Annotated in this window: 15 protein-coding genes; 4 read left to right on the top strand and 11 right to left on the bottom strand. The window is 56.7% G+C overall.

Translation table 11 applies throughout. From position 1 onward, the window contains the following. Positions 1–74: 74 nt before the first annotated feature. The 4 genes from C3F35_RS07120 to C3F35_RS07105 form a co-directional block, all read right to left on the bottom strand. Positions 75–1,049: an alpha/beta hydrolase gene (locus C3F35_RS07120; RefSeq protein ID WP_371320504.1), complete on the bottom strand. Its 975-nt coding sequence runs from the start codon at positions 1,047–1,049 to the stop codon at positions 75–77. 237 nt (positions 1,050–1,286) lie between these two features. Next, positions 1,287–1,763, bottom strand: coding sequence for a nuclear transport factor 2 family protein (locus C3F35_RS07115; protein ID WP_059308671.1), 477 nt, complete (start codon positions 1,761–1,763; stop codon positions 1,287–1,289). A gap of 624 nt (positions 1,764–2,387) precedes the next feature. Beyond that, a complete protein-coding gene (locus C3F35_RS07110) occupies positions 2,388–2,954 on the bottom strand; it encodes a TetR/AcrR family transcriptional regulator (protein WP_032616713.1) in 567 nt (188 codons plus the stop codon). A 137-nt stretch (positions 2,955–3,091) separates the two neighbouring features. Continuing rightward, complete coding sequence (locus C3F35_RS07105) at positions 3,092–3,667, bottom strand: CGNR zinc finger domain-containing protein (RefSeq protein WP_103791795.1); 576 nt, start codon at positions 3,665–3,667, stop codon at positions 3,092–3,094. A 93-nt stretch (positions 3,668–3,760) separates the two neighbouring features. Here C3F35_RS07105 and C3F35_RS07100 point away from each other — a divergent pair, with 93 nt between their 5' ends. Both C3F35_RS07100 and C3F35_RS07095 read left to right on the top strand, forming a co-directional pair. Then, positions 3,761–4,672: an alpha/beta fold hydrolase gene (locus C3F35_RS07100; RefSeq protein ID WP_199186134.1), complete on the top strand. Its 912-nt coding sequence runs from the start codon at positions 3,761–3,763 to the stop codon at positions 4,670–4,672. A 151-nt stretch (positions 4,673–4,823) separates the two neighbouring features. Beyond that, positions 4,824–5,225: a VOC family protein gene (locus C3F35_RS07095; protein WP_225321538.1), complete on the top strand. Its 402-nt coding sequence runs from the start codon at positions 4,824–4,826 to the stop codon at positions 5,223–5,225. Positions 5,226–5,236: 11 nt separating this feature from the next. Here the strand turns inward: C3F35_RS07095 and C3F35_RS07090 are convergent, their stop codons facing one another. From C3F35_RS07090 to C3F35_RS07060, 7 genes are all read right to left on the bottom strand, one after another. Beyond that, positions 5,237–5,806, bottom strand: coding sequence for a nucleotidyltransferase family protein (locus C3F35_RS07090; RefSeq protein WP_103791797.1), 570 nt, complete (start codon positions 5,804–5,806; stop codon positions 5,237–5,239). Beyond that, positions 5,800–6,738, bottom strand: coding sequence for an XdhC family protein (locus tag C3F35_RS07085; protein ID WP_032616718.1), 939 nt, complete (start codon positions 6,736–6,738; stop codon positions 5,800–5,802). Before C3F35_RS07085 ends, C3F35_RS07090 begins: the two co-directional genes overlap by 7 nt. Before the next feature lie 9 nt (positions 6,739–6,747). After that, positions 6,748–8,946 (bottom strand): aldehyde oxidoreductase molybdenum-binding subunit PaoC, encoded by a 2,199-nt coding sequence (paoC, locus tag C3F35_RS07080; RefSeq protein ID WP_103791798.1) that lies wholly within the window; start codon positions 8,944–8,946, stop codon positions 6,748–6,750. After that, the gene (locus C3F35_RS07075) at positions 8,943–9,899 is read right to left on the bottom strand and encodes an FAD binding domain-containing protein (RefSeq protein ID WP_103791799.1); all 957 of its coding nucleotides are present in this window, start codon (positions 9,897–9,899) and stop codon (positions 8,943–8,945) included. Before C3F35_RS07075 ends, paoC begins: the two co-directional genes overlap by 4 nt. Beyond that, positions 9,896–10,570 carry an aldehyde dehydrogenase iron-sulfur subunit PaoA gene (gene paoA, locus C3F35_RS07070; protein ID WP_059308665.1) on the bottom strand — a complete coding sequence of 225 codons (675 nt, stop codon included), beginning with the start codon at positions 10,568–10,570 and terminating at the stop codon, positions 9,896–9,898. The genes C3F35_RS07075 and paoA overlap by 4 nt, the downstream gene beginning before the upstream one ends. Positions 10,571–10,782: 212 nt before the next feature. Further along, a complete protein-coding gene (locus tag C3F35_RS07065) occupies positions 10,783–12,249 on the bottom strand; it encodes a UbiD family decarboxylase (RefSeq protein ID WP_103791800.1) in 1,467 nt (488 codons plus the stop codon). A gap of 10 nt (positions 12,250–12,259) precedes the next feature. Further along, complete coding sequence (locus C3F35_RS07060; protein ID WP_103791801.1) at positions 12,260–12,835, bottom strand: non-oxidative hydroxyarylic acid decarboxylases subunit B; 576 nt, start codon at positions 12,833–12,835, stop codon at positions 12,260–12,262. 96 nt (positions 12,836–12,931) lie between these two features. Here C3F35_RS07060 and C3F35_RS07055 point away from each other — a divergent pair, with 96 nt between their 5' ends. Next, positions 12,932–13,420 (top strand): MarR family winged helix-turn-helix transcriptional regulator, encoded by a 489-nt coding sequence (locus C3F35_RS07055; protein ID WP_032616727.1) that lies wholly within the window; start codon positions 12,932–12,934, stop codon positions 13,418–13,420. Further along, on the top strand, positions 13,392–14,420 hold the full coding sequence (locus C3F35_RS07050) for a GlxA family transcriptional regulator (RefSeq protein ID WP_371320503.1): 1,029 nt from the start codon (positions 13,392–13,394) through the stop codon (positions 14,418–14,420). The genes C3F35_RS07055 and C3F35_RS07050 overlap by 29 nt, the downstream gene beginning before the upstream one ends. The last annotated feature ends 1 nt before the right edge of the window (position 14,421 follow it).

Genomic DNA, 14,421 nt, shown 5'->3' with positions numbered 1-14,421 from the left:
AGTATCAGCAGAGAGTAGCGGCCAAAAAATTACAGAGAATGACCAGCCGGTAAGTCCCGCTGGTCGCTTTATCGTTATTTCAGGTGCTCTTTCAGCTGGTAACCAGCCTGACCAATGGCAGCCCGCACGGCAGGAACGTCACTCAGCGCGTTCAGCAGGCCGTAATCATGAATTAATCCGTTGTAGCGCGTCACCGTCACGTCGACACCCGCGGCATCAAGTTTTCGACCAAAGGCTTCACCTTCGTCACGCAGTACATCAAGCTCAGCGGTCTGAATCAGAGTAGGCGGCAGCCCCTGCAACTGCGCTGTTGTGGCGCGCAGCGGAGAGGCGAGGATGTTATTTCGAACGCTCTCATTTGTAGTGTAAGCATCCCAGAACCACTTCATCATATTGCGCGACAGGAAATAGCCGTTTTCATACTGATGATAAGAACCGGTATCAAAATTCGCGTCAGTGACAGGCCAGAGCATAACGTCATAGCGAATAGCAGGGGTTTTATGTTGTTTAGCCTGAAGGGCGACGGCCGCAACCATATTACCGCCCACGCTGTTACCAACCAGCGCCAGGCGCTTACCATCAACGCCAATTTCATTTCCGTTTTCGGCTACCCAGCGGGTTGCTGCATAAGCCTGATTAATCGCAACGGGGAAATGCGCTTCCGGGGAGGGCGTGTAATTAACGAAAACGGCTGCCGCGCCAGACGCATTAACCAGATCGCGAACGAGACGCTCATGTGTTGGGAAATCGCCCAGGATCCAGCCACCGCCATGAAAGAACATAAATACCGGCAGGGTTCCCTGCGCGTTATGCGGCTTCACAATATTCAGTATGAGATTTTGCCCATCAATAGTAATCGTTTTTACACTGACGTCGGCAGCAGGCAGGGTGGCGCCTTTTTGCGCATCGATCAATACCTGGCGTGCTGCCTGAGGAGACAATTGCTCAATGGGCTTCCCGCCACTCCCGTTCAGCACATTCAGGAATTGTTGAACATGACGTTCTGGGCCAGTTGTATCAGCAAAGCTATTGGCTGAAACGGCAGCCATTGCGACAGACAATAACGCGGATCTGATATTCATAGTGTCACCTTATTCGTAATGCTTATGATTATTTCGCGTGCTTTTTACATAAGCGAACCCTCAGGCTTATCACGACCGGATAAGCCCTGGGCATTATTTATATTTAAAAATTCTGCCACGCCTGTTGCAGCAGTTTTACCCGTAGAGGAGTAGAGCAAGCGCCCGACCAGGACAGTCGCCGGGCTTAACAGAATAAACCGGACGTTACAGACCCAGCTCTGATAACCCTGGGTGGTCATCTGGACGACGCCCCAGCGGCCAGTGGAATTTACGATCGCTCTCTTTGATAGGCATATCATTGATACACGCGAAACGGCGTTGCATCAGACCATCTTCCCCGAATTCCCAGTTCTCATTTCCGTAAGAACGGAACCAGTTGCCTGAATCATCGCGCCACTCGTAGGCGTAACGGACCGCAATGCGGTTGCCCCCGAATGCCCACAATTCTTTAATAAGACGGTACTCAAATTCTTTTTTCCATTTACGTTCAAGGAATCCTTTGGCTTCTTCGCGGTTATTCGCAAATTCTGCGCGGTTACGCCATTTGGTATCCAGTGAATAGGCCAGCGAGACTTTTGCAGCGTCACGGCTATTCCAGCCATCTTCAGCAAGCCGTACTTTTTCAATCGCTGACTCAAGTGTAAATGGAGGAAGCGGCGGACGAATTTGTGCATCAGACATGGTAGAGACTCCTGTAAATGTGGACAGATCGGTTTCATTTGCTTTTCGAGACGTAGACATAAATTCTTCCTCTGTTATTTAACGCCCTGGGTAGCTATGAGAATTCTGTATTCTCAATCATGCCCGATATCACTTTCTCAGAGGGTCCGTCTGGTCTATGAATTCATGGTAGAACGATCGTTCTACCTCGTCAAGACGGTGTTTGATAAAATCATTAAAAAAGCAATGCATCCCTTTAAAAAATGGTGTTAACGCGTTCATAAATAATAAGAAATTAATTTTTAGATATTCTTATCTGCTGGTGGTTTGGGATATCTTTCAGAGGAAAATCGTTTAATTTCAATTGGGTACTCAGGGCTCGTTGCCTTGCAGGATTTTTTGATATGAGAATAGAGCCAAAGCCGGTCAGGCGAGAAGTCAGAATGAAATAGCGACGGGGAGGAAAGGGGAAGAGGTGAAATACGTTTTACATTGGTATAAGCCGATTAAAGATAAAGCCATATCAGAAGATGAATGTAATATTCTCTTTCGTGGTCTGAAATTAAATAAATGACACCCACGCGTGAACCTCCAGCATAACTGGATAATTCAGCGAGTATTATTTTTCCGGAATACAGGCCTCTTTTACGAGACCTGTTTCAGTAACAGCTGCGCAATATCTTTTGCATCATCGGCGGCGCTGTTATCACCCATAACTCGTGACATGGTGATAGCACCTTCAATTAATAACAGCAGCTGCCTTGCCAGTGATGAGGAGTGCTCAATATTCAGCTGTCCGGTTAGCTCAAGGGCGTAATCCAGGATTTTCTGCTTATGCAGTTTAGCAATCTGGCGAATGGGATCGGCACTGTCACCCACTTCCCCCGCGGTATTGATGAATGCGCACCCGCGGTAGCCCTCCGACTCAAACCAGCCTTTGAGTACGGTAAACATATTCAGGATGCGTTCCTGCGGCGTATCCGCTTTGTCGCACTCGCTCCTGAACCATTCCATCCAGCGCACATCACGTGCGTTCAGGGCCGCAGCCGCCACTTCGTCTTTGTTGGCGAAGTAGCGATAAATACTTTTCCGGGCCACACCTGACGTTCTTACAAGAAGATCCATGCCGGTGGCATGAATACCGTTCTGGTAAATGAGTTGTTCAGCTGTCGCGAGGATTTTTTCGCGTGTATCAGTCGTGTTTTTGTTCATAGGTAAATGGTAGAACGATCGTTCTCTTTGGTCAAGTCCAGGTCAACACTCTTTTAAACCAGAGGGGGTAAGAGGCTGGTACGCTCGCCGGGTGCGGCCAGCCTCAACGCGTTAACGCATGTCACTGAGAATGAGCGCTATGAACCCTTTCTGTTTCGGTAGGCCGCGACTTTCATACGATTACCGCAGGTTGCCATGCTGCACCAGCGGCGGCGATGTGACTTGCTTAAATCCTGGAAAAGTAAAATACAGTTATGTGCTTCACACTCTCTCACGTATTCAAACTTTTCATCAGTGACCAGCTTCACCAGGGCATCCGCAATGGGCCAGAGCAGGCCTGCAGAGTTGAGCGTGTTTGAACAAACATCAACCCGATATCGCCGTGTATCTTCGTCCCATTGCAGTCCAGTCTCGGGACGCCCCGCTTGCAGTATCTGGTTAATCACCGTCAGGTTAGCTGCCTCGGATTTCATCGCGGCATGCACCAGGGTTCTGGCAGCATCGCGCAGCTGACGGGCTTCAGTTAGTAAGTCATCCGGTGCCTCAGTGCCTTTCGGCACAACACCCGCCGTTTCCAGCCAGTCGATGACGCTGAGATTGTCGGTAAAACAATCATGCCGCTCATCACCCGTCCCGTATTCACTGTTAATAAAATCCAGTGCGAGATTATCGGCGAGGAAGAGAGGCTGAGAAGAAGGTTGTTTGAATTCCATACCTGTCCGTAACTCATAAAATCATTTTGACAGGTTACCAAATTTGCGTGTAGCCTTCAAATACACACTTTAATGGTTACAAAGGGGTTTGCCATGATGTCTTCCACAACCGATAACGCCTCCGTCTCGCCAGTTACCGCGATCCATTACCGTTATCAACAAGCAGGCGACGTGAACGTTTTTTACCGCGAAGCGGGGGATCCGGCATCGCCTGTATTACTGCTGCTTCATGGCTTCGCGGGTTCATCATTTATGTTTCGTGACCTGATCCCCCAACTGGCCGATCGTTATCATGTCATCGCCCCGGATTTGCCCGCCTTTGGTTTCACTGAGGCACCCGCGCGAGGGGAGTATGCTTATACTTTTGCCCAGCTTGCTGAAACCATTGGCCGGTTTACCGAAGAGCTTCATCTCAACCGCTATGCGCTGTTGGTCCACGATTACGGCGCGCCTGTCGGATGGCGACTGGCGTTAGCGCATCCGCAGCGGGTAACAGCCATTATTTCCCAGAACGGCAATGCCTACGAAGAGGGGCTGGGAGAGGCCTGGGCACCTATTCAGCAATACTGGCGTGATCCCACTGTGGAAAACCGCCATGCGCTGAGTGAATTTCCGACGCCAGCGGCTATCAAGTGGCAATATCTGGAAGGCGTTTCCGATAAGAGTCTGATTTCACCTGACGGTTATTCGCTCGAAGGGATGCAGGTATTACGGCCTGGTAATGCGGAAATCCAGTTAGACCTGCTGCTGGATTACGCCTCGAACGTAGAGATGTACCCGCAGTTTCAAGACTATTTTCGCCAGTATCAGCCACCGCTATTAGCCGTATGGGGAAAAAACGATCCCTTCTTCATGCCAGCGGGCGCAGAAGCCTGGAAACGTGATTTGCCTGACGCTGAAATACGCTTTTATGACACGGGCCACTTCGCCCTTGAAACGCATGCTAAAGAGATAGGTACCGCCGTGCGTGACTTCCTCGACCGGCATGTCCGCCAGTCAGAGTAGCGTCCATCCGGTGAGAGCAGCCATGTCAGCATGAAAAAAACCTGATTGCCATGGCTGCGCGTTCCGCATTGAAAGCCAGACTGTTCCACAAGCGCATGTATCCCTGGCCGGTGTACAGGCTGGCGAAAGCCATTTTCTGAAGGAGAATAAAATGATGGCAGTGACAACGGGCGTACAACATATTGGCCTGGCCGTATCAAAACTTGAAGAAAGCGCGGCGTTCTTCACTAAAATATTGGGCTGGGAGGAAGTGAAACGCCGTGCAGATTATCCCGCCATCTTCGTCAGAGATAATGCCCTGACGATTACACTCTGGAAAACGCAAACCGACGACCCCGTAGAATTTAATCGTAAAACGAACGTTGGACTTCATCACTTAGCGTTACGGGTCGAAAATAAAGCGGATCTGTTCCAGCTTCTTGAGGTATTAAAGGCGAATCAGATCGAAATTGAATTCGAGCCAACCGTGATCAGAGAAGGGCCGTCAATGCACATGATGTGTTACGACCCCAGCGGTATAAGAATTGAATTCTACTACCCTGGGCAGGGCTGATTTAAACAGTCTCAGTCAGGCACAACGGCGTGGGCGCACCGTGTTTTTTGCGCCGCCCGTAGATCCTCCAGCGTATCGATATCAAATATAACGCCAGCGTCATCCAGCGAAAGATCCAGCACATCCCCCTGACTGCGCGCACGCATCACTATTTCCCGCGCCCCCGTATCACCCGCCAGACCCTGCAACGCCTCGCGGTATTCCCGGCGAAACCCCACCGGGTGCCCCGCCTGTTGCTGGTAGTGAGGGACCACAATCCCGTAATTCATCAGTTCTTCAGCAACGCGCTGCAACGTCCGGGGCTGAATTAAAGGCAGGTCGGCGGGCAGGATTAACCATCCCGACGCCAGGTCTGTGGCCTGGACACCCAGTGAAATCGACGCGCCCATGCCCGGCGTTCCGCCTTCAGGCCTGACGAGATGCCACGGCAGGTTTGCGGCTTCAACCGCCTGAATCACGTGCGTCAGGACAGATTGCCCGGCCAACACCGCCTCAAGCTTATGCGTTTTGCCCCCCGAGGCGAGAAACCGCTCGCCGCGTCCGGCGGCGAGAATAATCACAACCGGCGAGGACATTAACATTCGTCCTGACGCAGGCGTGCGGCAGCCACGTCTGCCAAAACAGACAGCGCCAGGGTGCGTGCGTCCCGGGCTTTCGGGAAGATACCGATCGGCGCTTTAATGCGCGCAATCTCGTCATCCCGCCAGCCCAGCTCAATGAGCTTTTGTCTGCGCTGGCTATGGGTACGCTGGCTGCCCAGCGCGCCGATGTAAAACGGGGTCGCGTCACGTGCGGCCTGCAGGACGGGAAGTTCCCGGTGAAGATCGTGCCACAGCAGGATCACCGCCGTGTCAGCATCAATGAGGGAACCCGGGTCACCCGAGCAGGGGTCAAACGGACAAATGGCATACCCTGCCGCTGCCGCGAGTTCAGCCGTCGCCTGCGCTTCGATGGAATTTCCGTGGATCAGCAACCGCACGCAGGGCTGGAAAGCTATCTCGATACCCTGATTATGCCAGCCAGTGAGCGTTGGCTCGGACAGGCAGGTGAGCATCTGCGTCTGCGGGGTATAACGCAACCCGGCGGGCTGGCGCTGCGCCAGGCGGTTCAGTACCGCCAGCAGCGGCTGCGCCGAGCGCAGCTTATGAATCGCCAGCGTGATGCCCCCGCCGCAGGGCAGGACAATGTCAAACCAGGGCGAACCCTGGCCATAACGCACCTCGCGATCCTGGCCGGACACGATCACCTCCAGCGCCTCAAATGCCGCTGCCGCTTCGACGCAGCCCCCGGAGACGAAGCCACAGTACTGGCCATCCTCGCGAACCACCATCTGCGCCCCCAACGAGCGCGCCGCGCCGCCGCGTATCTCCGTCAGCATCACCAGCGCCGCCTCTTTGCCGGCCATCAGCGTCTCAACCGCGAAGCGCAGGATCTCCCGGCTGTCGTCAGTCAGAAACGCCTGTTCCGGCGTCTGGCGCAGATCGTCTGCCAGATTAAAAAGCGAGTGGGGCATGGTTCCTCCTTAAACGGCGTCCGGCAGGCCGCTGAGCAATTTATCCAGGGTGACAGGATAGTCCCGCACTCTTACCCCCGTCGCGTTATACACCGCATTGGCAATGGCAGCACCCACGCCGCACAGGCCAAGCTCGCCCACGCCTTTGGCTTTCATCGGGGAGGAGATGGGGTCAGTATCATCCAGGAAAATCACCTTCTGCTCGGGAATATCGGCATGGACCGGTACTTCATACGCGGCCATGTCGTGGTTGACGAAGTAGCCCAGCCGGGTATCCACTGCCAGCTCTTCCATCAGCGCCGCGCCCAGCCCCATGGTCATCGCGCCAATCACCTGGCTGCGCGCCGTTTTTGGGTTAAGGATACGCCCGGCCGCGCATACCGCGAGCATGCGACGCACCCGCACCTCGCCGGTCGCGCTATCCACGCCCACCTCGATAAAATGTCCGGCGAAGGTGGACTGCTGATACTGCTTATCCAGATCGCCGAATTCGATACCGTCTTCAGCGGTCAGGGTGCCGTTAGCTGCGGCCTCGGTAATGTCTGCGCTGCGGGTATCACTGGTGATCTTCCCGTCGCTAAATTGCGCCTGGTCCGGGTCAAAACCGAGCCTCGTGGCAATGGTTTCACGCAACTTCACGCAGGCGGCATAAACTCCCGAGGTGGAGGTGTTCGCCCCCCATTGCCCGCCTGAACCGGCCGATACCGGGAAGCTTGAATCACCCAGGTTAACCGTCACCTTTTCCAGCGGTACGCCCAGCATTTCTGCCGCCGTCTGGGCAATGATGGTATAGCTCCCGGTCCCGATGTCGGTCATGTCGGTCTCTACCGTCACGTTTCCGGCGGCATCCAGATGCACACGGGCGGCAGATTTTTCCAGCAGGTTATTGCGAAAACCGGCCGCCATACCCATGCCCACCAGCCAACGACCGTCACGCACCTGGCCGGGCGTCGCGTTGCGCGCTTTCCAGCCGAACGCGTCGGCACCGGTACGCAGGCACTCAATCAACTGACGGCGTGAAAAAGGCCGGCTGGGATCGGCCGGATCAACCTGGGTGTCATTGAGGATGCGAAATTCAACCGGATCGATACCCGCTTTTTCGGCCAGCTCATCAATGGCGATTTCCAGCGCCATCAAACCCGGTGCTTCGCCAGGGGCACGCATGGCATTGCCCTCCGGCAGATCCAGTTTTGCCAGCCGCAGCCCGGTATGGCGATTCGCCCCCGCGTAGAGCAGTTCAGTCTGCTGAACCGCGGTCTCCGGGGTGCCGCCGGGAAGATTGCCCGACCAGCTATCATGCGCGATGGCCGTGATTTTCCCGGCGGTATCCGTCCCGATGCGGATATGCTGAATGGTGGCCGGGCGGTGAGTGGTGTTATTCGGAATAGTGGGCCGAGAAAGCATCACTTTCACCGGGCGCTTTATGGCGCGGGCGGCCAGCGCGGCCAGCAGGGCATCGCTTCGCAGGAACAACTTGCCGCCAAAGCCGCCGCCGATATACGGGGCGATGACGCGCACATTCTCCTCCGGGATCTTGAGGGTCTCTGCGAGGTCGGTACGGCACCAGGCAACCATCTGGTTGGAGGTCCAGAGGGTCACCTTATCGCCCTCCCAGGCCGCCATCGAGGCATGCGGCTCCATCGCCATATGACTCTGGTCAGGCGTGGTGTAGATCGCATCCAGCTTCACCGCGGCGGCGGAAAAGGCGGCGTCAAAATCCCCGGTGTTTTTATCGGGTGTATCCTCAGGCGGCTGGCTGACGGCGGGTTTTTCATCTGCCAGCGAGTAAGATCCTTTTTCACGCCGCCAGGTCACCTGTACCAGCGCCGCCGCCGCCCGGGCCTGCTCAAACGTCTCTGCCACTACCAGCGCAACGGCCTGATGGTAGTGCTCAATCTTTGGGCCGCCCAGCAGGGTGGCCGCGTTTCGCTCGCCTTTGCCGAGTTCGCCCGCGCTACTGGCGGTGATCACCGTTAACACCCCCGGCGCGTTTTTCGCGGCCTGCGTGTCGATGGCGGCGATCTCGCCTTTGGCAATTGCCGACCCCACAACATAGCCATACGCCGCATTGGGCGCGATATCATGCCATTCGTAGGCGTAGTGCGCCGTGCCGGTGGTTTTTAAGGCACCGTCGATACGGTCGCGAGGCTGACCGACCACCTTCAAGCGATCGATCGGGTTTTCACCTGCCGGTTTATCGAATTTCATACCTTAGCCCTCGCTTCTGTCAGCACGGAGGCAAGCGTTCGCTTCGCCAGGGTTAATTTGAACGTGTTTTCAGGCGTCGGGTGAGCCTCCGCAAACAACGCATCGTAGACGGCCTGCGCGCCCTGGGGCAGCTGCGCATCGGCCTGGGCAATCCGCCAGGGTTTATGGGCCACGCCGCCCAGCGCGACACGCCCACTGCCATCTGGCTGGACAATCGCCGCGACCGAGACCAGCGCAAAGGCGTAAGAGGCGCGATCGCGGACTTTACGGTAGATGTGCTGCCCACCCACGGGCGGCGGCAGGGTGACGGCGGTAATCAGTTCACCTGGCGTCAGGACAGTTTCGATATGGGGCGTTTTCCCTGGGGCGCGATAAAAGTCGGCGAGGGGGATGTTCCGCACTTTGCCATCGGCAGAAACGGTTTCCACTACTGCATCCAGCAGACGCATCGCGACAGGCATATCGCCCGGATGCGTAGCAATACAGGCCTCGCTGCCGCCCACCACCGCATGCTGACGGCTAAACCCCTCAAGCGCCGCGCAGCCGCTGCCGGGAAGACGTTTATTGCAGGGCTGATTGGTATCGTAAAAATAGGGGCAGCGGGTACGCTGAAGAAGATTACCAGCCGTGGTGGCCTGGTTGCGTAACTGACCGGACGCCCCTGCCAGTAGCGCTCTGGACAGCACGGCATAGTCACGGCGCACACGTTCATCTGCGGCTAAATCGGTATTGCGCACCAGGGCGCCGATCCGCAGACCGCCCTCGTCGGTGGCGGCAATCTGGTCGAGGCCCAGACCGTTCACGTCGATCAGATGGGTTGGCGTCTCAATTTCCAGCTTCATCAGATCGAGCAGATTCGTTCCCCCGGCAATAAATTTTGCGCCGCGTTTATCCCTGGCGCTGGCCGCGGCCTCGGCCGGGGTTTTTACCCGTTCGTAAGTAAAGGCTTTCATGATTTAAGCTCCCCTGCTGCGTCTTCGATGGCGGCCAGAATGTTGGCGTACGCGCCGCAACGACAGATGTTGCCGCTCATGCGTTCGCGGATCTCATCCGCCGTCTTTTCCGGCGGGGAGACCAGATCGAGCGTAACGTGGCTGGGGATGCCCTCTTCAATCTCTTTCAGTACCGCGACGGAGGAGCAGATTTGCCCTGAGGTACAGTAGCCGCACTGAAAACCATCATGTTTGATAAATGCCGCCTGCATGGGATGCAGATTGTCAGGCGTACCCAGCCCTTCGATGGTCGTGATTTCGGCATCCTGATGCATGATTGCCAGCGTCAGGCAGGCGTTGAGCCTGCGGCCATTCACCAGCACGGTACAGGCGCCGCACTGCCCGTGATCGCAGCCTTTTTTCGTGCCGGTAAGCTGCAAGTTTTCCCGCAGTGCATCCAGCAGGGTAGTACGCGTATCTACCTCGAGTTGCTGACTTTTGCCGTTAACGCGCAGCGTCAGGGGCATCATCTCGGGCGGGGGGGTGACAGCAGGCTCGCTCTCAGCCAGTGCGCCACAAGGATAAACAGCAGCGGTTGCCGCCGCCGCTGCGCTGACTTTTATCAGATCCCGTCGGGACAGGCTGAAGTCGGGTGACTGACCGTCTTCAGGAAATTCGCCTTGGTTGCTCATGCCAGGCCTCCGGTATTTAAAGGGGAAATAAAAAGGAAAAAGGGTGCGACTGTGTCGTCTGATTTTTAAACATTAAGCATAGACGGCGATGCGGGCGGGATTATTCTTAAATCGAGGATGCGGTTATGAGAGGGTTTAATAAGTGTGCGATGGGGAAGGAGGCCAGCTGGTAAGGCCTGCCTGTTTTTGCAAACAGACAGGCAAAGTGTGGCTTAGCGATCCGTCGGCCAGTTATCCAGTACCCGCTGGCGCACCGCTTCTGGATACCCCTGCTCAAACGAGGCATGCAGATGTCGGGTGGTTTGCAGCGTATCAAACACCACTTTCGCCCCACGACCGGCCACGTACTCCTCCTCTTCATAGCACTGTGGCAGGCGGATCACGCGCTGATCGTTAAACACCACGCGGCGACCAACCGGGTGCACGCGGGTTGAGAGCACCCACACCACTTCGCGCAGGTTGGTTGGGTCAAAATCATCGTCCACCACATAGACCTTCGGAATAAACACCATCGCGTCGGTCTTAAACAGCACTTCGCCGATGCGTTGGGCCAGTGCTTCGCTGGTGACGCCCGGCAGCAACTCGCGCCAGTTTTGCGGCACCACCACCAGCAGCCAGTGGACGGTAGAATCTTCCGGGATCCAGGCGGTGACAATCGGCAGTTCCGCTTCACGCAGATAGGTCAGGGCATCTGCGGCCAGCCCCATCGCCCACAGGGTGTGCGACTCGTCGGTCGGGCGGCCGGTAATCGACATCGGCCAGATCGGATCGTCACGATGGGTAATCGTCTCGACGTGGAAGGTCGGTTGGGCGGAGGAGCCTTCGCCCAGATAACCGCCATACTCGTCGTATGGCCCTTCCTGGCAATCACGGTTGATGGAGACATGCCCTTCAATCACGATCTCGGCGGTGGCAGGCACGTCCAGATCGATACTAACCGCTTTCACCACCGGCACCGGCTCGCCCGCCAGGGTACCAATGTAATCCGCCTCATCGGCGTGGGCCGGGATCGGGATGCCGGACACACAGGAGATCGCCGGCGCCGGGCCTTGCACCAGTGCATAAGGCATCGGCTGACCGAGTTTTACCCACTCCGTCCAGATCTGGCCGATATGCTGGCTCGGGACAATCAGCCCCACCATCCGCTTGCCATCGACCTTCATCACGCGGGCGATAGACCAGTTCACCCATTTGCCGTCCGGCGTCTTCACGATCAGCGTGCCCCAGGTATTGGCGTAGCGACCGCCGTCCTTGTCGTGGGCAAAGGGGATTGGGAAGCGGTCGAGGTTCGCATCTTCACCGCGCAAAATGTTCTGATGGCACAGAGCGTCAGAAGAGGCCACCCGCACCGGGGGAATGCCGGGCTTATGGCGCGCCGCCGACAGCGCTTCGACGATCTGCGGCCCGGTGCAGTCCGGGGCCAGGCCGAGCGACATCGCCACGCGGGCATAGGGCATATCCTGTCGGGATGAGAGGCTGGCAGGCGCGCCGAACAGACGGAAACCGGGTGCCACGCCCGCCACGTTGTGGAACAGCGGGGCAGGGGACTGGATCTCATAGCTGCGGCGGGTAATGGCGCTTGGCTCAAAATCACCGTCCACTTCGCGCGTCACGTGCATGATGTCGCCCATGGCGTCGAGGGCATCGATATAACTGCGTAAATCACCGTAATAGGTCATCAGGCTCTCCTTAAGCCGTGGGAGCGGAGTGAGGTTCACCCCAGCGTTTTGTTAAAGCGTTATCCAGGCCGAACTGATCCAGAATGCGCGACACAAAATGATCAATGATGTCGTCAGTGCTGGTGGGGTTGTTATAGAAGGCGGGCATTGGCGGCAGCATCATGGCACCGGCGCGGGTCAGGGCGAGCATGTTCTCAAGGTGAATGGCGTTGAGCGGCGATTCGCGGGGAACCAGCACCAGCTTGCGCTGCTCTTTCAGCGTCACGTCGGCGGCGCGGGCAATCAGACCATCGGCGTAGCCGCAACGGATAGCGGCAAGGGTCTTCATGCTGCACGGCACCACGATCATGCCGTCAACGCGAAAGGAGCCGCTGGAGATGGCTGCAGCCTGATCGTGCTCGCTGTAAGTCTTCGAGGCGAGAGCGATAACCTCCTGTACACTGTAGGGCGTTTCCAGTTGAATGGTGGCACGCGCCCATTTGGAAATGATCAGATGCGTTTCGACGTCCAGATCTTTCAGCGCGGCCAGTAAACGAACGCCAATTGCAGCGCCAGTAGCGCCAGTCATGCCTACAACAAGCTTCATGCGGGTTCTCTGAATGTATTCTTTCATGTATAGTTTGAGTTCAAACTGTTTGTGTTCGAACTATATGTTTGTCGTTTTCAGGAGTCAAGAGAGTCGATGGCAGAAAATCGCGACTTAATCCTTGCCGCGCCCCTGTGGCCGCATGGCGATTGTTCATTAATGCACCTGATGCGCCGCGCAGGGCAGCACTCCACCACCTGCTGGAGCCAGTGCGTCGATACCGGGTTATCAGCCGTGCAATACGCCATACTGGTTGTACTGGCGGAAGAAACGCGCTGCGACCAGCAAACGCTGGGGAACCGCGCCGGGTTTGATAAAGCCACCGGCACCTACGTTATCGATAGGATGAGTAAGAGCGGGTTACTGACGGTGCAGACCGATCCCGCTAACCGCCGCCGCAAGCTGGTCTCCATGACGGCAGAGGGCGAAGCGATGCTGGCGCAGATGATTGAGCAGGCCAAAAGCGCCGAGAAGATGATCACCGCCGGTCTGAATACCCAGGATATCGCCGACCTGAAGCGTCTGCTGAGCAAGCTGGGAGGATTGCAGGAGCCTGATGACCATGCCTCCAACGAAACTGTCTGACAGCCACAGTGAGCCGAAGCCTGATCTGACGATCGGCTTTCTGCTGATGAAGCACTTTACGCTGGCCTCGGTGGCGGGGCTGGTAGAGTCTCTGCGCTTTGCGGCAGACGAGTCCTTCTCCAGCCGGCAGATCTTTTGCCGCTGGGAGTGGATGACCTGCGATGACCAGCCCATCACCGCCAGCTGTGGCCTGCCGGTATCGCCCACCGCGCCGCTCGATTTCGCCCGGGACTGGGATTACTTCGTGGTGGCGGGCGGGCTACTGGAAGAGACCCGCCAGCCGCCGGAGTGGCTATTGCAGGCCTTGCGGGATCTGCACGCCCGCAATATTCCCATCATCACCCTGTGTAGCGGGGCTTTTGTCGCCGGTAACGCCGGGCTACTGGACGGTCGCCACTGCGCGATCCACTTCACCACCCGCGACGAGTTCCGGCTGCGTTTCCCGAAAGCCATTCCGGTGATCGATAAAACCTACATCAAAGACGGCGGGATCATCTCCTGCCCTGGCGGTACGGCGATTGACCTGGCGGCCGATCTGATCCGCCAGCACTGCGGGTTGGTGCGCTCGCAAAAGGTGCTGAAATATCTGCTGGTGGATGAGGTGCCAACGCCAAAAGCGAAGCATAAAACGCCCCTCAGCGAACCCGACGTCTACGAGAACCCGCTGGTGACGAAGGTGATTGAGTTTATGAAGCACCATCTCGATTCGCCGGTACCGCTGGCGGAGGTTGCTGACTTTGCCGGGGTGACGTTCCGCCAGCTTAACCTGATCTTTACCCAGTGTACTGGCCACTCGGCGGCGGTCTACTGGCGGCGGATGCGCCTTGAGCAGGCGCGCAAACTGATGGCCGACTCCAGCAACAGCATTAACGCCATTGCCACTGCCACCGGCTTCGCCGACGCCTCGCACCTGATCGCCTGGTTCCGTAAACAGTACGGTGAAACGCCCAGCTCGTTCAGAAAGCGGCGCAGGGAAGTGGAAAAACGGGTGAAAGAGTAAA

The organism is Leclercia sp. LSNIH3 (assembly GCF_002935105.1).
Lineage (GTDB): Bacteria > Pseudomonadota > Gammaproteobacteria > Enterobacterales > Enterobacteriaceae > Enterobacter > Enterobacter adecarboxylatus.
The sequence above is the reverse complement of the archived record's forward strand: the minus strand, read 5'-3'. Positions and strand labels throughout refer to the sequence as shown.